17 protein-coding genes, 1 tRNA gene and 1 pseudogene are annotated in these 17673 nt (G+C 66.9%); 12 read left to right on the forward strand and 7 right to left on the reverse strand.

Annotation, left to right across the window (positions count from 1 at the left end; all coding sequences use genetic code 11):
- Positions 1-123 precede the first annotated feature (123 nt).
- From PLC66_RS14880 to PLC66_RS14905, 6 genes are all read left to right on the forward strand, one after another.
- A complete protein-coding gene (locus tag PLC66_RS14880) occupies positions 124-1389 on the forward strand; it encodes a YeaH/YhbH family protein (protein ID WP_324541771.1) in 1266 nt (421 codons plus the stop codon).
- Positions 1386-2933: a SpoVR family protein gene (locus PLC66_RS14885; RefSeq protein WP_324541773.1), complete on the forward strand. Its 1548-nt coding sequence runs from the start codon at positions 1386-1388 to the stop codon at positions 2931-2933. Before PLC66_RS14880 ends, PLC66_RS14885 begins: the two co-directional genes overlap by 4 nt.
- A gap of 69 nt (positions 2934-3002) precedes the next feature.
- A complete protein-coding gene (locus PLC66_RS14890; protein ID WP_324541775.1) occupies positions 3003-4535 on the forward strand; it encodes an NAD(P)H-hydrate dehydratase in 1533 nt (510 codons plus the stop codon).
- A 78-nt stretch (positions 4536-4613) separates the two neighbouring features.
- Complete coding sequence (gene nadC, locus PLC66_RS14895) at positions 4614-5459, forward strand: carboxylating nicotinate-nucleotide diphosphorylase (RefSeq protein ID WP_324541777.1); 846 nt, start codon at positions 4614-4616, stop codon at positions 5457-5459.
- 31 nt (positions 5460-5490) lie between these two features.
- Complete coding sequence (locus PLC66_RS14900; RefSeq protein ID WP_324541779.1) at positions 5491-6063, forward strand: DUF2946 family protein; 573 nt, start codon at positions 5491-5493, stop codon at positions 6061-6063.
- A gap of 96 nt (positions 6064-6159) precedes the next feature.
- Positions 6160-6244, forward strand: a tRNA-Leu gene (locus tag PLC66_RS14905).
- Between the two features lie 80 nt (positions 6245-6324).
- Here PLC66_RS14905 and PLC66_RS14910 read toward each other — a convergent pair.
- A pseudogene (locus PLC66_RS14910) lies at positions 6325-7149 on the reverse strand (LysR family transcriptional regulator); the annotation flags it as partial.
- Positions 7150-7318: 169 nt separating this feature from the next.
- Here PLC66_RS14910 and PLC66_RS14915 point away from each other — a divergent pair.
- Complete coding sequence (locus tag PLC66_RS14915) at positions 7319-8041, forward strand: DODA-type extradiol aromatic ring-opening family dioxygenase (RefSeq protein WP_324541781.1); 723 nt, start codon at positions 7319-7321, stop codon at positions 8039-8041.
- Positions 8038-8592 carry a cytochrome b gene (locus PLC66_RS14920; protein ID WP_324541783.1) on the forward strand — a complete coding sequence of 185 codons (555 nt, stop codon included), beginning with the start codon at positions 8038-8040 and terminating at the stop codon, positions 8590-8592. Before PLC66_RS14915 ends, PLC66_RS14920 begins: the two co-directional genes overlap by 4 nt.
- Positions 8593-8595: 3 nt before the next feature.
- Here PLC66_RS14920 and thrC read toward each other — a convergent pair whose 3' ends face one another.
- On the reverse strand, positions 8596-10053 hold the full coding sequence (gene thrC, locus PLC66_RS14925; protein ID WP_324541786.1) for a threonine synthase: 1458 nt from the start codon (positions 10051-10053) through the stop codon (positions 8596-8598).
- 150 nt (positions 10054-10203) lie between these two features.
- Here thrC and PLC66_RS14930 point away from each other — a divergent pair, with 150 nt between their 5' ends.
- Positions 10204-11052: a tellurite resistance TerB family protein gene (locus PLC66_RS14930; RefSeq protein ID WP_324541788.1), complete on the forward strand. Its 849-nt coding sequence runs from the start codon at positions 10204-10206 to the stop codon at positions 11050-11052.
- 62 nt (positions 11053-11114) lie between these two features.
- Here PLC66_RS14930 and PLC66_RS14935 read toward each other — a convergent pair whose 3' ends face one another.
- From PLC66_RS14935 to PLC66_RS14955, 5 genes are all read right to left on the reverse strand, one after another.
- Positions 11115-11327, reverse strand: a complete 213-nt coding sequence (locus PLC66_RS14935; protein ID WP_324541790.1) for a dodecin — start codon at positions 11325-11327, stop codon at positions 11115-11117.
- 35 nt (positions 11328-11362) lie between these two features.
- Positions 11363-11539, reverse strand: a complete 177-nt coding sequence (locus PLC66_RS14940; RefSeq protein ID WP_324541792.1) for a hypothetical protein — start codon at positions 11537-11539, stop codon at positions 11363-11365.
- Between the two features lie 104 nt (positions 11540-11643).
- On the reverse strand, positions 11644-12318 hold the full coding sequence (locus tag PLC66_RS14945) for an MOSC domain-containing protein (RefSeq protein ID WP_324541794.1): 675 nt from the start codon (positions 12316-12318) through the stop codon (positions 11644-11646).
- 99 nt (positions 12319-12417) lie between these two features.
- Positions 12418-13725: a homoserine dehydrogenase gene (locus PLC66_RS14950; protein ID WP_324541795.1), complete on the reverse strand. Its 1308-nt coding sequence runs from the start codon at positions 13723-13725 to the stop codon at positions 12418-12420.
- A gap of 70 nt (positions 13726-13795) precedes the next feature.
- A complete protein-coding gene (locus tag PLC66_RS14955; RefSeq protein WP_324541797.1) occupies positions 13796-15100 on the reverse strand; it encodes a pyridoxal phosphate-dependent aminotransferase in 1305 nt (434 codons plus the stop codon).
- Between the two features lie 119 nt (positions 15101-15219).
- Between PLC66_RS14955 and PLC66_RS14960 the strand changes: the two genes are divergently transcribed.
- From PLC66_RS14960 to PLC66_RS14970, 3 genes are all read left to right on the forward strand, one after another.
- On the forward strand, positions 15220-15603 hold the full coding sequence (locus PLC66_RS14960) for an Mth938-like domain-containing protein (protein WP_324541799.1): 384 nt from the start codon (positions 15220-15222) through the stop codon (positions 15601-15603).
- A 117-nt stretch (positions 15604-15720) separates the two neighbouring features.
- Positions 15721-16176 (forward strand): peroxiredoxin, encoded by a 456-nt coding sequence (locus PLC66_RS14965; protein ID WP_324541800.1) that lies wholly within the window; start codon positions 15721-15723, stop codon positions 16174-16176.
- 42 nt (positions 16177-16218) lie between these two features.
- The gene (locus tag PLC66_RS14970; protein ID WP_324541802.1) at positions 16219-17670 is read left to right on the forward strand and encodes a PhoH family protein; all 1452 of its coding nucleotides are present in this window, start codon (positions 16219-16221) and stop codon (positions 17668-17670) included.
- Positions 17671-17673: the final 3 nt, after the last annotated feature.

The following is a 17673-nucleotide window of genomic DNA, read 5'->3' on the forward strand; positions in this document are numbered from 1 at the left end:
GAGAAGCAGGTGCGCCTGCTGTGCGAGTGGTACCTGCGCGTGCGCAAGTCGTCGTAAGGCTGCCACAGGGGCGCGGCGGGGCCGGATGCCTCGCCCGCCCGGGGCATGGCACAGGGAGGAGATATGGTTCGCATCATCGACCGACGCTTCGACAGCAAGAACAAGAGCGCGGTCAACCGCCAGCGCTTCATGCGCCGTTTCAAGCAGCAGATCCGCAAGGCGGTGTCTGAGGCCATTCACGGTCGTTCCATCCGTGACCTCGACAATGGCGAGCAGATCTCCATCCCCGCTCGCGACCTCTCCGAGCCCTCGCTGCATCACGGCAAGGGCGGTGTCTGGGAGCAGGTCTTTCCGGGCAACGACCAGTTCAGCACCGGCGACCGCATCAATCGCCCGCTGGGCGGCAGCGGTGGCTCGGGCAAGGGCAAGGCGAGCAACGAGGGCGAGCACGAGGACGATTTCGTCTTCCAGCTCTCGCGCGAGGAGTTCCTCGACCTGTTCTTCGAGGACCTCGAGCTGCCGCGCCTGATCCGCACCCAGCTCGCCAAGGTCACCGACTACAAGACCCAGCGCGCCGGCTTCAAGTCCGATGGCACGCCGGCCAACATCAACATCATCCGCTCGATGCGCGGCGCGCTCGGACGCAGGCTGGCGCTCGGCTCCCCCTACAGCGCACGCATCCGCGAGCTGCAGCAGGCGCTCGAAGAGGCACTGCCCCGTTGCGGCGAGGACAGCGAGGAGGTGCGGCTGCTGCGCGAAGAGCTCGGTGCGCTGCGCGCCAAGGTGGAGCGCATTCCCTTCATCGACAGCTTCGACCTGCGCTACAACAACCGCATCAAGGTGCCGCGCCCGACCACCCAGGCGGTGATGTTCTGCGTGATGGACGTCTCCGGCTCGATGGACGAGGAGCGCAAGTCGATCGCCAAGCGCTTCTTCATGCTGCTCTACCTGTTCCTGACCCGCAGCTACGAGCACATCGAAGTCGTCTTCATCCGTCATCACACCGTGGCCAAGGAAGTGGACGAGGACGAGTTCTTCCACTCGCGCGAGTCCGGCGGCACAGTGGTGTCGAGTGCGCTGGTGATGATGCGCGACATCCTGCGCGAGCGTTACGCCAGCGGGCAGTGGAACGTCTATGGCGCGCAGGCCTCGGACGGCGACAACTGGGACAACGACTCGCCGATCTGCGGCCGCCTGCTCAGCAACGAGATCCTGCCCTGGTGCCAGTATTTCGCCTACATCGAGATCACCGCCGGCGAGCCGCAGAACCTGTGGCGCGAATACGCCAAGCTCAGCGGTGAGCACGACAACTTCGCCATGCAGCGCATCGAATCGCCAGCCGACATCTATCCGGTGTTTCGTGAACTGTTCAAGAAGACCATCGCATGAATGCCATGACGACCCTGGAAGGCCGCAAGCACAGGAAGGCGCCGCTGCCCAGCGGCTCGGAATGGACCGCCGAGGCGATCGACCGCTACAACAGCGAGATCGCCCGCGTGGCGGCCGACTTTGGCCTCGACATCTACCCGGTGCAGATCGAGATCATCACGGCCGAGCAGATGATGGATGCCTACGCCTCGGTGGGCATGCCGGTCAATTACCACCACTGGTCTTTCGGCAAGCACTTCCTCGCCACCGAGAAGGGCTACAAGCGCGGCCAGATGGGCCTGGCCTACGAGATCGTGATCAACTCCAATCCGTGCATCGCCTACCTGATGGAGGAGAACACGCTGACGATGCAGGGCCTGGTGATCGCCCACGCCGCCTACGGACACAACAGCTTCTTCAAGGGCAACTACCTGTTCCGCTCGTGGACCAATGCCGATGCGATCATCGACTACCTGGTGTTCGCGCGGAACTACATCACCCAGTGTGAGGAACGCTACGGCGAGGAGGCGGTCGAGCTGCTGCTCGACTCCTGCCACGCCTTGATGAACCTCGGCGTCGATCGCTACAAGCGCCCACCCAAGCTCTCGCTGGCAAAGGAAAAGCTGCGCCAGCAGGAACGCGAGGAATACCTTCAGAGCCAGGTCAATGACCTGTGGCGCACGCTCCCGACCCACGACACCCGGCCCGGCCCCAAGCAGGAGCAGCGCTTCCCGCCCGAACCGGAGGAAAACCTGCTCTACTTCATCGAGAAGAACGCCCCGCTGCTCGAGCCCTGGCAGCGCGAGGTGGTGCGCATCGTGCGCAAGATCTCGCAGTACTTCTTCCCCCAGCGCCAGACCCAGGTCATGAATGAGGGCTGGGCCACCTTCTGGCACTACACCCTGCTCAACACCCTCTACGATGAGGGCCTGGTCGCGGACAGCTTCATGCTGGAGTTCCTGCAGTCGCACACCAATGTGGTGTATCAGCCGCCCTACAACAGCCGCTGGTTCAGTGGAATGAACCCCTACGCGCTCGGCTTCGCCATGTGGCAGGACATCCGCCGCATCTGCGAGAACCCGGACGACGAGGATCGGCGCTGGTTCCCCGAGATCGCCGGCAGCAACTGGCTCGAGACCTTCGACTTCGCGATGCGCAACTTCAAGGACGAGAGCTTCATCGCGCAATACCTGTCGCCCAAGCTCATGCGCGACTTCCGCCTGTTCGCCGTCCTCGATGACGACCGCAAGGACAAGCTGGAGGTCTCCGCCATCCACGACGACAGCGGCTATCGGCGCGTGCGCGAGATCCTCTCCGACCAGTACAACCTGGGCGCGCGCGAACCCAACATCCAGGTCTGGAACGTCGACCTGCGCGGCGACCGCTCGCTGACCCTGCGCCACCAGCCCTACCACCGCCGCCCGCTCGCCGACAGCACCGACGAGGTGCTGCGCCACGTCGCCCGCCTGTGGGGCTTCACCGTCCGCCTGGAGTCCGTTGCCGAAGACGGCAGCGCCGAGCTGAGCAACGAGATCCGCCCCGAGAAGCCCCGCCCCGCCTGCTGAAGCACGGCGGCGCATCCGCCAGGCCGCCAAGGCAATTAGAATCCCCGGCTCACTTCAGGGAGTTTTCGCATGTTCAGCCCCTTGCGGCCCATCTATCCCGTAGCCGGCATCCGCGCCATCGAGAACAAGCTCATCCCGAGCGCCCGCCCGCCGCTGATGGAGCGCGCCGGGCGGGCAGCCGCCGAGGACGCGGTGCGCCTGATCATGGACCGCCCCGGCCCCATCCTGGTCGCCTGCGGCCCCGGCAACAATGGTGGTGACGGTTTCGTGATGGCGCGCCAGCTCGCCCAGGCCGGGCGCGAGGTGATCGTCGCCTTCTGCGCGACGGCGGACAGGTTGCCGGCCGAGGCTGCCAAAGCCCATGCCGATTACGTCGCGGCCGGCGGCACCCTCGTGTCCGACCTGCCGGCCGCGCCGGCCAACGGCTGGGCGCTGGTCGTCGACGCCTTGTTCGGCATCGGTCTCGTTCGTCGCATCGAAGGCCGCTACGCCAGCTGGATCAACACCCTGAACGCACAACCGGTGCCGCGCATGGCGCTCGACGTGCCCAGCGGACTCAATGCCGATTCGGGCGAGCCGCTCGGCGCCACCTTCTGCGCCACCCACACCACCACCTTCATTGCACTCAAGCCGGGCCTGCTCACCAATGACGGCCCGGACTATTGCGGCGAGATCAGCGTCCAGCGCATCGACATCGACGCCGAGGCCTGGCTGCCCGCCAGCGGCCACGCCATCGCACCCTCGCTGTTTCGCGGCCTGCTGCGGCCACGCCCGCGCAACACGCACAAGGGCATCTATGGCGACGCCGGCATCCTCGGCGGCAATACGGGCATGGTGGGGGCCGCCTTGCTCGCCGGCCGTGCGGCGCTCTGGCTCGGGACCGGGCGCGTGTATGTCGGGCTGCTCGACGAGCATGGCCCGGCGGTCGATCTCGTCCGCCCCGAGCTGATGCTGCGCCACGCGGGCGGCCTGCCCGAACGGCTCAGCGCGCTGGCCGTGGGCCCCGGCCTGGGCACCCAGGCGGCGTCCGAAGGACTGCTCGCCGCCGCCCTCGAACGCGACATCCCGCTCGTGCTCGACGCCGACGCCCTCAACCTGATCGGCGCCGACGCCGGCCTCAGCGCGGCGCTCGGCGCCCGCCAGGCACCCAGCGTGCTGACCCCGCATCCGGCCGAGGCTGCGCGCATGCTCGCCTGCGACACCGCCAGCGTGCAGCGCGACCGCCTGCGCGCCGCACTGGAGATCGCGCGCCGCTACCAGGCGCTGGTCGTGCTCAAGGGCTGCGGCAGCATCATCGCCACCGCGGACGGGCGCTGGTTCATCAACGGCACCGGTCACCCCGGCATGGCCAGTGCCGGCATGGGCGACGTCCTCACCGGCCTCACCGTCGGCCTGCTCGCGCAGGGCTGGCCGCCCGAGTCAGCCCTCATCGCCGCGGTGCATCTGCACGGCGCGGCGGCCGATCGACTCGCGCGCGAAGGCATCGGCCCCGTCGGTCTCACCGCCAGCGAGACTATCGACGCTGCGCGCGGCATCTTCAACGGCTGGTTGATCGAGGCGCAGCGTCCACCCCGCAACGCCGCCCCACGCACGCCACGGTGAGTGCAGCGGGCGCCGCCCCGACCGGGGCCAGGACCAGGTGCTAGAATCCGCCCCTGTCCTACTCTCGTGGCCGCCACCATGCTCTCCGAACAGCTCCGCGTCGAAATCCAGCGCAACATCGCAGCCTCGCTCGCCGAGGACATCGGCACCGGCGACCTCACGGCGAGGCTGATCGCCCCCGAGACCGAAGCGCGCGGCCGCGTCATCACCCGCGAGGACGCCATCATCTGCGGCACGGCCTGGTTCGATGCCGCCTTCGCCGCCCTCAGCCCGGCAGCCGTCGTGCACTGGCACGTCAAGGACGGCGACCGCGTCCAGCCTGGCCAGGTGCTGTGCGAGATCCTCGCCCGCGCCCGCGTGCTGCTGACCGCCGAGCGCACCGCGCTCAACTTCCTCCAGTTGCTGTCGGGCACGGCCACCGTGACGCGGCGCTTCGTGGATGCGGTCGAAGGCACGAAGGCGCGCATCGTCGATACGCGCAAGACCCTCCCCGGCCTGCGCCTGGCGCAGAAATACGCGGTCGCGATCGGGGGCGGCACCAATCACCGCGTCGGCCTCTACGACGGCATCCTGATCAAGGAGAACCACATCATCGCCGCCGGCGGCATCCACGAGGTGGTGGAGCAGGCGCGCCTGATCGCACCCTCCAACGTCTTCATCGAGGTCGAGGTCGAGACCCTCGAGCAGCTGGAGGAGGCGCTCGATGCCGACGTCACGATGATCCTGCTCGACAACATGAGCCTGGAACAGATGCGCGAGGCCGTCGCCATCACCGCCGGCCGTGCCGAACTCGAAGCCTCGGGCGGCGTGAACCTGGAACGCGTGCGGGCCATCGCCGAGACGGGTGTCGACCGCATCTCGATCGGCACCCTGACCAAGGACGTGCGCGCACTCGATCTGTCGCTGCGCCACATCGAGGAATGAGCCTGCAGGCCGGCCTCTGGCGCGCATGACCATGGCCACCCCTTTGCCCCCCTGGCCCGACGTCCCCGCCTGCTACGGCTGGCTGTCGCTCGACGCGCGTGGCAACTGGCGCCTGAAGGAAGAACGCATCGCCCACCCGGGGCTGATCGCCTTTCTGAACGCCCACTACGCCCATGACGCCGAGGGCAACTGGCTCGTCAACAACGGCCCGCAGCGCGTCTATGTGCGCCTCGAACGCGCCCCGCTGGTGCTGCGCCTGCAACCCGACGGCCGCCTGTCGAGCCACACCGGCCGCGCCGTCACACCCTGTGCCCCCGTGTGCATCGACGAGGAAGGCTGCATCGTCCTCGCCACCGATGCCGGAGCGGGCGTGGTCGATGATCGCGACCTCGCGAGCTTCATTGCCGAGCTGTGCGATGCGCAGGGCCAGCCCGCCAGCGACGATGCCCTGCTTGCCACCCTCAGCGGCACCGCCGTCGAGGCGCTGTTCTGGCGCGGGCACAGGCTCGTCGCCTGCCCACGGAGCGCGCTTGCCGCCCGCTTCGGTTTTCAGCTCGACCCCCAGGCCACAGGCGCCACTGCCGACCCTAGCGGCGGCCCTTGACGGCCCCCTGGGGGTCGCGGCTATAATCCGCGCCCTCATTCAGCACAGCCGGCAAGCGACGCGTTGGCGCGACTGGAAGGCTTGCTGCGTGGGAATGCCTTGGTGGTGAAATTGGTAGACACGCTATCTTGAGGGGGTAGTGGCGAAAGCCGTGCGAGTTCGAGTCTCGCCCAAGGCACCATCTCCCGGCCGTTCGGCCGAGAGTCTTTCCGCCAGAAAGTCGATCAGCATCCGCACCCGGTGCGGTACATGGCGATTGCTCGGCAACACCGCGAAAACGCCCAGCTCGGGCGGCGCAAAGGCGTCGAGGATCGATTCGACCTTGCCGCTCGCCAGCGCCTCTTCCGCAATGAAGTCCGGCTGCACCGAAATCCCCAGGCCGCGGATCGTGGCTTCCATCAGCGCATCGCCGTTGTTGGCATTGATGCGACAGCGCGGCGTATGGTTCTCAGCCCGGCCATCGACGTTGAAGCGCCACAGCTGACTGCCCGATCGCGTCATGTAACCCAGGCAGTCGTGGTGCGCGAGCTCGCGCGGATGCTGCGGCCGGCCATGTTGCGCCAGATAGGCGGGGGCGGCGACCACGAGCAGACGGCAGCTTGCCAGGCGGCGCACGATGTCGCCGGGCTCGAGCTCCGCGGTGATGCGGATCGCCAGCTCGAAGCCCTCCTCGATCAGGTTCACCTTGCGATCGGCATACTCCGTGTCCAGCCCGACCTCGGGGTAGCGTTGCGAGAAGTCGAGCAAGAGCGGCGTCAGCCGGCGCAGCCCGAAGCTCAGCGGCAGGCTCAGGCGAATCCTCCCGCGCGGCGTGGCGCGCTCCTGGGCGACATCGGCCTCGGCGACCTCGACCAGATTCAGGATCACCCGGCAGCGCTCGAGGAAGGCCGTGCCCGCCGAGCTCAAGGTCAGACGGCGGGTGCTGCGCTCCATGAGCTTGACCCCCAGATGGGCCTCGAGCGCAGCGATCTTGCGTGTCACGACCGAGCGCGCGATGCCCAGCTGCTGCGCGACCATCGAGAAACTGCCCGTCTCGGCCACGCGGACAAAGAGCTGCATTGCGTCCAACCGGTCCATTGTTGTCATTCCTGCAACAGAAATGTCTTGATTGTGCGGTATCCGGGATCAGGCGTGGCGCCTATAGTGGATTCAACGCGATCCACCCCGAACCAATATGCCCTCCAGCCTGCCCTCCCTGTTCGTCCCTCACGGCTCGCCCCTGTTCGCGCTGCGCCCGGGCGCGGCCGGCGCTGCCATGGTTGAAACGGCTCGGCGCCTGCCGCAGCCCCGCGTCGTGGTCGTTGTCAGCGCCCACTGGGACACCACGATCCCGACCGTCGGTTTTGCTGGGCGGCCGGAGACGATTCACGACTATTACGGCTTTCCGGCCGAACTCTACCGCCTGCGCTATCCCGCCACCGGCTGCCGCGAAGCGGCCGAGGAAGTGGTGCAGACCCTCCTCGCCGCCGGCCTGCCGGTCGAGCGCGATGCGGCGCGTGGCCTCGACCATGGCGCCTGGATCCCGCTGCGGACCATGTTTCCGGACGCCGATGTCCCGGTCGTGCCGCTGTCGATCCAGAGCCACGGCGGGCCCGCCGCGGCCTGGCAACTGGGGCGCAGTCTCGCGCCACTGGTCGAACGTGGCTTCCTGATCCTAGCCTCCGGCAACCTGACCCACAACCTGGCCGATTTCCGCTTCCGAGATACGCGCGAGCCGGACACGCCGCCCTATGTCCGCCGCTTCGCAGACTGGTTCGGCGACCGCCTGTCGGCCGGCGACATCCCCGCCGTGCTCGACTATCGCCAGCAGGCACCGGACGCCGCACGCGCCCACCCGAGCGACGAACACTTGCTGCCGCTGTACGTCGCCCTGGGTGCGGCGGGCGAGCGCCCGGCCGCCAGGCGCCTGCACGCAGGCATCGACGATCGCGTACTGGCCATGGATATCTTCGCCTTCGAGCAGGGAGTGCCCGCATGACACCCGCCGTCCGCTACACCGCCACGGCGAAGCTGCTGCACTGGCTGATGGCGGTCCTGATTCCGGCCTCGATGGCGCTGGGGATGTATGTCGAAGGCCTGCCCTTTTCGCCTGAGAAGCTCAAGCTGATCTCGTGGCACAAGTGGGCCGGCTTGACGCTCTTCACGCTCGCCGTGCTGCGCCTGGGTTGGCGCCTGCGCCACCCCCCTCCGCCGCTGCCCGCGAGCATGTCGCCCACGCTGCGTTTCGCGGCCCATGCGGGCCACCTGATGCTTTACGTGCTGATGCTGGCGATTCCGCTCACCGGCTGGCTGATGAGTTCGGCCAAGGGCGTGCCCACGGTGTGGTTCGGCGTGCTCCCCATCCCCGACCTGCTGGCGAAGGACGAGGCGCTCGGCACCCTGCTGCAGGCCACCCACAAGTACCTCAACTGGCTGCTCGCGGCGACGCTTGCCGGTCACGTTGCGGCCGCGCTGAAGCACCACTTCATCGACCGCGACGACATCCTCAGGCGCATGCTCCCCGGCAGCGCCGACAAGCAGCGCCAGTGAGCCTTACTGCGGCGTGACGCGCTCGGTGATGAAGCGCTTGATCGCATCGACATCGGGCGCCATCACCGTCACCCGCTGCGGCAGCTTCTCGATGCCCTCGAGGTCTGCCGGGCGCTCGGGCTCACGGCCGAGCGCCTCGACGATGGTCTCGGAGAACTTCACCGGCAAGGCGGTCTCCAGCACCAGCAGCGGCACGCCCGCCGGCAGTTCGGCCGCGTGCTGCCAGGCAACCTTCACGCCGTCGGCGGTGTGAGTGTCGATCATCACGCCATACTGCTCGAAGACCTCGCGGATCGTCGCCAGACGATCGGCATGGCTGCTCGCGCCCGAGATGAAGCCGAAGTCGGCGATGCGCGCGAATTCGGCCGACGCCGACAGATCGAAGGGACGCCCGGCGTCGACCTCGGCCCACAGCGCGGCGACCCTTTGCGGGTCGCGACCGACCAGGTCGAAGACGAAGCGCTCGAAGTTCGATGCCTTCGAGATGTCCATCGACGGGCTGGAGGTGACATGCGTCTCGGCCGCCTTGCGCGGACGATAGATGCCGGTGCGGAAGAACTCGTCGAGCACGTCGTTCTCGTTGGTGGCGAGGATCAGCCGCGCCACCGGCAGGCCCATCTGGCGCGCAATGTGGCCGGCGCAGATGTTGCCGAAGTTGCCCGAGGGCACGCAGAAGGCGACCTGCTCGTCGTTGCTCTTCGTGGCCCCGAAATAGCCCTTGAAGTAGTAGACGATCTGCGCGGCGACACGCGCCCAGTTGATCGAATTGACCGCACCGATCTTGTGCGCGGCCTTGAAGCCGTGGTCATTGGAGACCGCCTTCACGATGTCCTGGGCATCATCGAACATGCCGGTGACGGCGATGTTGAAGATGTTGTCGTCCTGCAGCGAATACATCTGCGCGCGCTGGAAGGCGCTCATCTTGCCGTGCGGCGAGAGCATGAAGACGCGCACACCCTGCTTCCCGCGCATCGCGTACTCGGCGGCCGAACCGGTGTCGCCCGAGGTGGCACCGAGGATGTTGATCGTCTCGCCACGCCTGGCCAGCACGTACTCGAACAGGTTGCCGAGCAACTGCATCGCCATGTCCTTGAAGGCGAGCGTGGGGCCGTTGGACAGCTGGAGCAGGCCCAACCGTCCCTCTTCCAGCCAGTGCACCGGCGTGATGTCGCTGGCATCGTCGCCGGCGCGCGCATGGCAATAGACCTCGGCCGTGTAGGTCTTGTCGCAGATCGCCTTGAGGTCGGCGGGCGGGATGTCGGTGATGAACTTCGACAGGATTGCGAAGGCCAGCTCGGCGTACGAGAGGCCGCGCCAGGCATCGAGTTCGGCGCGGCTCACCTGCGGATAACGCTCGGGCAGGTAAAGACCGCCGTCCGGCGCAAGGCCACCGAGCAGGATGTCGCAGAATTCGGGGTTGGCGGGCTGACCGGCATGGCCGCGGGTGGAGATGTACTTCACGAGGCAGTCCTTGAGATTGGAATGGTCGGTGGGCGCAGGCTTGCCGACCGATGCGCGAAACCGTGATTCTAACGAATCACGCCCGCGTACCGCACCCAATCGCCGTGGATGGCTACAATGGCTTCATCCATCCTCGATCGGAGAGCACCCATGAGCCTCGGCAACCTACTTGGTCAGATCCTGCAGCAAGGCATGGCCGGACAAAGCCGCTCGCGGCTCGAACATGCCGCCGGCCCGGGTGGTATCGGCGATCTTCTCGGCGCCGTGCTGGGCGGACAGGCCGGCGCAACCGGCAGCCGCGCCGGCAGTGGCGGCGGGCTGGGCGATCTGCTCGGTGCCGCGCTTGGCGGCGGTCGTGGCGCCAGCGGCAGCGGCGCCGGCCTGGGCGATCTGCTGGGCGGCATGCTGGGCCAGCGTCCGGCCGCACCCGGCGCAGGCGCAGGCGGGCTCGGCGACCTGCTCGGGGGCTTGCTGGGGGGTGGGCGCGGCGCGTCCTCGGCACAAGGCGGAGGCAGCAACGCTGCAATCGGGCTGCTGGCAACGATTGCACTCGCGGCGTTCAAGAACTGGAGCACGAGCCGCGCCTCGATGGCCGGCCTGACGGGGGGCGACATCTCGGCGCAGCAGTTGTCATCGATGACGGCGCCCGACACCGAGGCGCTGATCCTGCGCGCCATGATCTCGGCAGCGAAGGCGGACGGCGACGTGGACGAAACCGAAATCCAGCGCATCGTCGGCAAGCTCAGCGATGACGGCGTGAGCGCCGAGGAAAAGCGCTTCCTGATGGACGAGCTTCGCCGCCCGCTCGACCTCCAGGGTCTGATTGCCGAGGTGCCGAATCCGCTGGTGGGTGCCGAGGTCTATGCCGCCTCGCTGCTCGCGATCGATATCGACACCCCGGCCGAGGTCGCCTACCTGCGCCAGCTCGCGCAGCGACTCGGACTGGACGGTGACACCGTCAGCCGCCTGCACCAGATCACCGGCGCGACGCCGGTCTGACGCGCAGCGATGAACGCCCCCTCGGCCTGCATGACCGAGGGGCGGCGAAAACCAGCTCCGCTTCAGCTCGTCTCGAGCCTGAAGCCCACCTTCAGCGTGACCTGGAAGTGCGCGACCTTGCCATCGACCACATGGCCGCGCGTCTCCAGGACTTCGAACCAGTCAATGTGGCGAATGCTTTGGGCCGCCGTCTCGATGGCGTTCTGAATCGCATCGTCGGTGCCCTTGGGCGACGAACCGACCAATTCGATCATCTTGTACACATGGCTGGACATGGTGTTCTCCCGGTGGTCGTATCAACGCAGCGGTCTCAGGCTGGCGGCCGCTCCCGCTTCGCCTCCTCGCAGTGCGCTTCGTTCAAGGCCTGCTGCGAGCCACCCGCCCCCGCCTCACGCTCGAAGCGATGCACGGCCGCCCGGTAACCACGCATGCCCAGTACGGCGATGCCGAGGAGGATGAGCGCGAAGGTGATCAGTTTGAAGGCCATGGTGAGCGGAACGGCGTCCGATTGCGCGGTTGGGGACGAAGCCAGGCGGCTCGGTGCCGCCCTGCAAGTGTAGTCGGTCGCACCTCGCTCTGCTCGACGCGCGCTCAGGCTTTCGGGCTCAAGCCATGGCGCTCCAGCCAGTCGGCCCGCTCCTGCCAGCGTTGTGCCTTCTCGGGTGCGAGGCCGACTGCCGCCGCGATGCGGCGCAAGGCAAGCGGATCGGGGCGGTGCGCGATCACCGTGTCCCAGTAATCCGCGAGCGTGAGCCAGGGATTGGGCCGCTCCTCGAGCTCGATGAAATCACCGGCAGCGATCTCTCCCGGCGTCAGCACCGCGTAATACCAGCCGGTGACCCCGGCCGCCTCGACAAAGCGCGAGGCGTCATCCACCTTCAGGCGGCGGTCGATCTTCCAGCAGGGCGAGCGCGGCTGACTGACCTGCACGCGGGCATGGCCGATACGGAAGATGTCGCCGACATGGACCTCGTGCTCGGTCAGGCCGTGCGTGCTGATGTTCTCGCCCAGTAAGCCCGCACCGAGCAGGGCGGCGCATTGCGGCCATTCCTGGGCGAGGACGGCGTAATGCTCGACCGGATAATGGTGCAAGGCCTTCCAGGGGCCGCCGTGGTGACGCAGATCACCCTGCTCGTCACCCTCCAGCCCGGTCGCGGTCAGGCGCAACGCACCTTCCACGGCGGTCTTGTGGATTGCGGTCGGCTCTCCCTCGGGCAGCATCGGCCGCACCCGACCGGTGAAAATCTGATCGATAACGGTCTTCATGCCTCTCCTCCCCGGCGCCGCTCCATCGCGGTCGGCGATGCAGTTGACGAAAAAGGCCGCTCCAGCGGGAACGGCCCTGGTCGCGGTTTCAGCCCGGGATCACAGGCTTTCCATGCGCAGCTTGGTCACCTTGCCCTGCACCACCGGCAAGGCCTCGATCTTGGTGATCGCGGCGTTGGCATTGCGCTCCACCGTCTGGTGGGTGAGCAGGATGATGTCGGTGTGGGTCTCGCCCTCGGCCGCTTCCTTCTGGATCAGGGCCTCGATCGAGATGTCGCTGTCGGCCAGGATGCGGGTGATGTCGGCGAGCACGCCCGGCTTGTCCGCCACGCACATGCGCAGGTAGTAGGAGGTGACGACCTCCTCGATCGGCAGCACCGGCAGGTCCTGCACCTGATCGGGCTGGAAGGCCAGGTGCGGCACCCGGTGCTCGGGGTCGGCGGTATGCAGGCGGGTGACATCGACCAGGTCGGCGATGACGGCCGACGCAGTGGGCTCGGCGCCGGCGCCCTTGCCGTAGTAGAGCGTGGCGCCGACCGCATCGGCCTGCACCAGCACCGCATTCATCGCACCCTCGACGTTGGCGATCAGGCGCTTCGCCGGGATCAGGGTCGGATGCACGCGCAGCTCCACGCCGGCGTCGCGCATGCGGGCGATGCCGAGCAGCTTGATCCGATAGCCGAGTTGCTCGGCGTAGCCGATATCGATCGAGTCGAGCTTGCTGATACCCTCGATGTAGGCCTTGTCGAACTGCATCGGGATGCCGAAGGCGATCGCGCTCATGATCGTCGCCTTGTGTGCGGCGTCCACGCCCTCGATGTCGAAGGTCGGGTCGGCTTCGGCGTAGCCGAGCGCCTGCGCTTCCTTCAGTACCTCGGCGAAGGGCAGGCCCTTGTCGCGCATCTCTGACAGGATGAAGTTGGTGGTGCCGTTGATGATGCCCGCCAGCCATTCGATGCGGTTGGCGGTCAGGCCCTCGCGCAGCGCCTTGATGATGGGGATGCCGCCGGCGACCGCCGCCTCGAAGGCCACCATCACGCCCCTCGCTTGCGCCGCGGCGAAGATCTCGTTGCCATGCACCGCGAGCAACGCCTTGTTGGCGGTGACCACGTGCTTGCCGTTCTCGATCGCCTTGAGCACCAGCTCCTTGGCCACGCCGTAGCCGCCAATGAGCTCGACCACGATGTCGATCTCGGGATCGGTGACGACGGCGAAGGCGTCATCGGTGAGCTTGGCTGCGCCGCCGGTGACCTTGCGCGCGAGCTCCAGATTCTTGTCGGCCACGGTGGTGATGACGATCGGGCGACCGGCGCGCCGGGTGATTTCCTCGGCGTTGCGCTTCAGAACGGTGAAGGTGCCGCCGCCGACGGTACCGATGCCAAGAAGGCCAACATTGATGGGTTTCATTTTTCGCGTCAGGAATCAGGAGTGAGGGGGCAGGAGCGAGACGGCGCTGGCGTCGTCTCACGGTGAAAGCTCAGGTACCGTGGCGCTTGCGGTAGTTTTCGAGGAAGCGGGCCACGCGGCCGACGGCGTCGCGCAGGTCGTCCTCATGCGGCAGGAAGACCAGGCGGAAGTGGTCGGGGTGCGGCCAGTTGAAGCCCGACCCCTGCACCAGCAGCACGCGCTCTTCCTCGAGCAGCTCGGCGATGAAGGCCTGGTCGTCCTTGATCGGGTACACCTTGGGGTCGAGCTTGGGGAACATGTACAGCGTGGCCTGCGGCTTGACACAGCTCACGCCCGGGATCTGCGTGATCAGCTCCCACGCCAGATCGCGCTGGCGGCGCATGCGCCCGCCCTCGGCGACCAGGTCGTCGATGCTCTGGTAGCCACCGAGCGCGGTCTGGATCGCGTACTGGCCCGGCACGTTGGCACACAGGCGCATCGAAGCCAGCATGTTGAGGCCCTCGATGTAATCGCGCGCCCGACGCTTGTCGCCGCACACCACCATCCAGCCGGCGCGATAACCGCAGGAGCGGTAGTTCTTCGACAGTCCGTTGAAGATGATGGTGAGCACATCTTCGGACAGCGCCGCAACCGAGGTGTGCGTGACACCGTCATACAGGACCTTGTCGTACACCTCGTCGGCATACAGGATCAGGTCGTGCTCGCGGGCAAGCTCGATGATGTCCTTGAGCACCTCGTCCGGGTAGACGGCGCCGGTCGGGTTGTTCGGGTTGATGATCACGATCGCGCGCGTGTTGGGGGTGATCTTCGCCCGCATGTCGTCGAGGTCGGGCATCCAGCCCTTGGACTCGTCACACAGGTAATGCACCGGCTTGCCGCCCGACAGGCTCACCGCTGCGGTCCACAGCGGGTAGTCGGGTGCCGGCACCAGCACCTCGTCACCGGCGTCGAGCAAGGCGTTCATCGCCATCACGATCAGCTCCGAGACTCCGTTGCCGATGTAGATGTCCTCGATGTCGACGCCCTTGATGCCCTTTTGCTGCGTGTAGTGCATCACCGCCTTGCGCGCCGAGAAGATCCCCTTCGAATCCGAGTAGCCCGCCGCATTCGGCAGGTTGCGGATCATGTCCATCTGGATCTCTTCGGGCGAATCGAAGCCGAACGCGGCGAGGTTGCCGATGTTGAGCTTGATGATCTTGTGCCCCTCGTCCTCCATCTGCTTGGCACGAACCAGGACCGGGCCGCGGATGTCGTAGCACACCTCGGCGAGCTTGGTGGACTTGCGGATCGGGCGCAGGGCCGACGCACCCGCCTCGGCCTTCACGACGGGGTCGGGGGATACCGTTGCAAGCTCGAGTGTCTTCACCGCTTTCATGTTCGCCTGTCCTGACAGAGGGAGATGCGCAGCGCGGCATGCCCGCGGCTGCAAAAGATTGTTATCTTAGCCTTGCTGCCGCACTGCGGCAATTTCGCCATGCAGCCGGAAACCGCGACATGAAGCTCTATCTCGACAGCAATGCCAACACCAACGTCGTCACCGGCTACGGCGACGATCATGTGATGATCAGCAAGGTACGTCACGACGGCAACCTGCTATTGACCGCCAGGGACATCGTCACCGGCTGGGCACCCGGGGCGGCGGCCGACCTCAGGGGCCTGCGCGCCGAGGATCTCGCGGCCGCGGCCGCACTCGGCGCCGAGATCCTCATTGTCGGCACCGGCAAGCGCCAGCGCTTTCCCCAACCAGCACTGCTGCGCCCGCTGATCGAGGCACGCATCGGCTTCGAATTCATGGACTTCGCTGCCGCCTGTCGCACCTACAACATCCTGGTCGGCGAAAGCCGGGCCGTCGCCCTCGCCCTGCTCTACGAAGCCTAGCGCCGGCAGCACGGGAGCGGCCGGCACGACTCGAGCACGGCAAGATTGTCAGCCCCGAGAGCCTTCGGCTACCCTGATCCACCCGCAGCGCATTGCCCCCGACCCGCAGGAGAACCCATGAGCGCGAAACCCGCCCCCGACTTCAGCCTGCCCGCCACCGGCGGCCAAACCATCAGCCTGGCCGCACTGCGCGGCCGCAAGGTGGTGATCTATTTCTACCCCAAGGACAACACGCCGGGCTGCACCAACGAAACCCGGGACTTCGCCGCACTCCACGCCGACTTCGACGCCGCCGGCTGCACGATTTTCGGGGTCAGCCGCGACAGCCTGAAAAGCCACGAGAACTTCAAGGCCAAGCTCGAGCTCCCCTTCGAGCTCATTTCCGACCCGGAAGAGGTCGCCTGCGAAGCCTTCGGCGTCATGAAGCTCAAGAACATGTACGGCAAGCAGGTGCGCGGCATCGAGCGCAGCACCTTCCTGATCGACGCCGAGGGCAGCATCGCCCGCGAGTGGCGCGGCGTGAAAGTACCGGGTCACGCGGCAGAGGTCCTCGCCGCCGTGCAGGCGCTCTGAGCCACACCCGACCGTCACCGCCCCCACTCCTGCCGACACATCATGCCAGCGACCGCCAAGACCAAGACCCCGTCCGCCCCTGCCTTCAGCCGTCGCAAGGCGGCCAAGAAAGACGCCCGCAAGCTGTTCGTGCTCGATACCAACGTCCTGATGCACGACCCCACCAGCCTGTTCCGCTTCGAGGAGCACGACCTCTACGTGCCGATCATGACGCTGGAGGAACTGGACAACAACAAGAAGGGCACCACCGAGCTCGCGCGCAACACCCGCCAGGCGAGCCGCCTGCTGGACGAGATCGTCAGCTCGGCCCCCGACGGCATCGGCGACGGCATCGAACTCGAGCAGGTGTCGCGCAAGCTCGCCACCGGCCGCCTGTACCTGCAGACCGAGGCCATCGACGTGGCCTTGCCGGCCGCGCTGCCCACCGCACGCGGCGACAACCAGATCCTGGCCGTGGTGATGTACCTTGCGGACAAGCACCCGGGGCGCGAAGTCATCCTGGTGTCCAAGGACATCAACATGCGCATCAAGGCGCGCGCCCTCGGGCTCGCGGCGCAGGACTACTTCAACGACAAGGTGCTGGAAGACAGCGACCTGCTGTACACCGGCACCCGCGAACTGCCGGCGGATTTCTGGGAAGCCCATGGCCGCGGGATGCAGTCGTGGAAGGAGGAAGGCCAGACCTATTACCGCCTGAGCGGTCCGCTCGCCCCCGAGCTGCTGATCAACGAGTTCGTCTTCCAGGACGGCGACAGCCCGCTGCAGGCCTGGGTCAAGGACAAGGACGGGCCCAGCGTGGTGCTCGAGACGCTGGTCGACTACAGCCACCACAAGAACAACGTGTGGGGCATCACCGCGCGCAATCGCGAGCAGAACTTCGCCCTCAACCTGCTGATGAATCCGGAGATCGACTTCGTCAGCCTGCTCGGTCAGGCCGGCACCGGCAAGACGCTGCTGACGCTCGCGGCCGGCCTCACCCAGGTACTGGAGACCAAGCGCTACAGCGAGATCATCATGACCCGCGTCACCGTGCCGGTGGGCGAAGACATCGGCTTCCTGCCCGGCACCGAGGAAGAAAAGATGGCGCCGTGGATGGGTGCGCTCGAGGACAACCTCGAGGTGCTCAACGGCACCGCCGGCGAAGGTGGCGACTGGGGCCGCGCCGCGACTCGCGACCTGATCCGCAGCCGGATCAAGATCAAGAGCCTGAACTTCATGCGCGGGCGCACCTTCCTCAACAAGTACCTGATCATCGACGAGGCGCAGAACCTCACGCCCAAGCAGATGAAGACCCTGATCACCCGTGCCGGCCCCGGCACCAAGGTGATCTGCATGGGCAACATCGCCCAGATCGACACCCCCTACCTCACCGAGGGCTCGTCGGGCCTCACCTTCGTCGTCGACCGCTTCAAGGGCTGGGGCCACTCGGGCCACATCACGCTGCAGCGCGGCGAGCGTTCGCGCCTGGCGGACTACGCCGCCGAGGTCCTCTGAGGG

The sequence above is a fragment of the Thauera sp. genome (genome assembly GCF_035444905.1).
Taxonomy (GTDB): Bacteria; Pseudomonadota; Gammaproteobacteria; order Burkholderiales; family Rhodocyclaceae; genus Thauera.

Coding starts and splice junctions, on each gene's coding strand:
- PLC66_RS14890 (WP_324541775.1), top strand. CDS start 3,003: ATGTTCAGCCCCTTGCGGCCCATCTATCCCGTAGCCGGCATCCGCGCC.
- PLC66_RS14920 (WP_324541783.1), top strand. CDS start 8,038: ATGACACCCGCCGTCCGCTACACCGCCACGGCGAAGCTGCTGCACTGG.
- PLC66_RS14940 (WP_324541792.1), bottom strand. CDS start 11,539: ATGGCCTTCAAACTGATCACCTTCGCGCTCATCCTCCTCGGCATCGCC.
- PLC66_RS14935 (WP_324541790.1), bottom strand. CDS start 11,327: ATGTCCAGCCATGTGTACAAGATGATCGAATTGGTCGGTTCGTCGCCC.
- PLC66_RS14950 (WP_324541795.1), bottom strand. CDS start 13,725: ATGAAACCCATCAATGTTGGCCTTCTTGGCATCGGTACCGTCGGCGGC.
- PLC66_RS14955 (WP_324541797.1), bottom strand. CDS start 15,100: ATGAAAGCGGTGAAGACACTCGAGCTTGCAACGGTATCCCCCGACCCC.
- PLC66_RS14930 (WP_324541788.1), top strand. CDS start 10,204: ATGAGCCTCGGCAACCTACTTGGTCAGATCCTGCAGCAAGGCATGGCC.
- PLC66_RS14965 (WP_324541800.1), top strand. CDS start 15,721: ATGAGCGCGAAACCCGCCCCCGACTTCAGCCTGCCCGCCACCGGCGGC.
- PLC66_RS14970 (WP_324541802.1), top strand. CDS start 16,219: ATGCCAGCGACCGCCAAGACCAAGACCCCGTCCGCCCCTGCCTTCAGC.
- PLC66_RS14880 (WP_324541771.1), top strand. CDS start 124: ATGGTTCGCATCATCGACCGACGCTTCGACAGCAAGAACAAGAGCGCG.
- PLC66_RS14960 (WP_324541799.1), top strand. CDS start 15,220: ATGAAGCTCTATCTCGACAGCAATGCCAACACCAACGTCGTCACCGGC.
- PLC66_RS14945 (WP_324541794.1), bottom strand. CDS start 12,318: ATGAAGACCGTTATCGATCAGATTTTCACCGGTCGGGTGCGGCCGATG.
- PLC66_RS14885 (WP_324541773.1), top strand. CDS start 1,386: ATGAATGCCATGACGACCCTGGAAGGCCGCAAGCACAGGAAGGCGCCG.
- nadC (WP_324541777.1), top strand. CDS start 4,614: ATGCTCTCCGAACAGCTCCGCGTCGAAATCCAGCGCAACATCGCAGCC.
- PLC66_RS14900 (WP_324541779.1), top strand. CDS start 5,491: ATGGCCACCCCTTTGCCCCCCTGGCCCGACGTCCCCGCCTGCTACGGC.
- PLC66_RS14915 (WP_324541781.1), top strand. CDS start 7,319: ATGGTTGAAACGGCTCGGCGCCTGCCGCAGCCCCGCGTCGTGGTCGTT.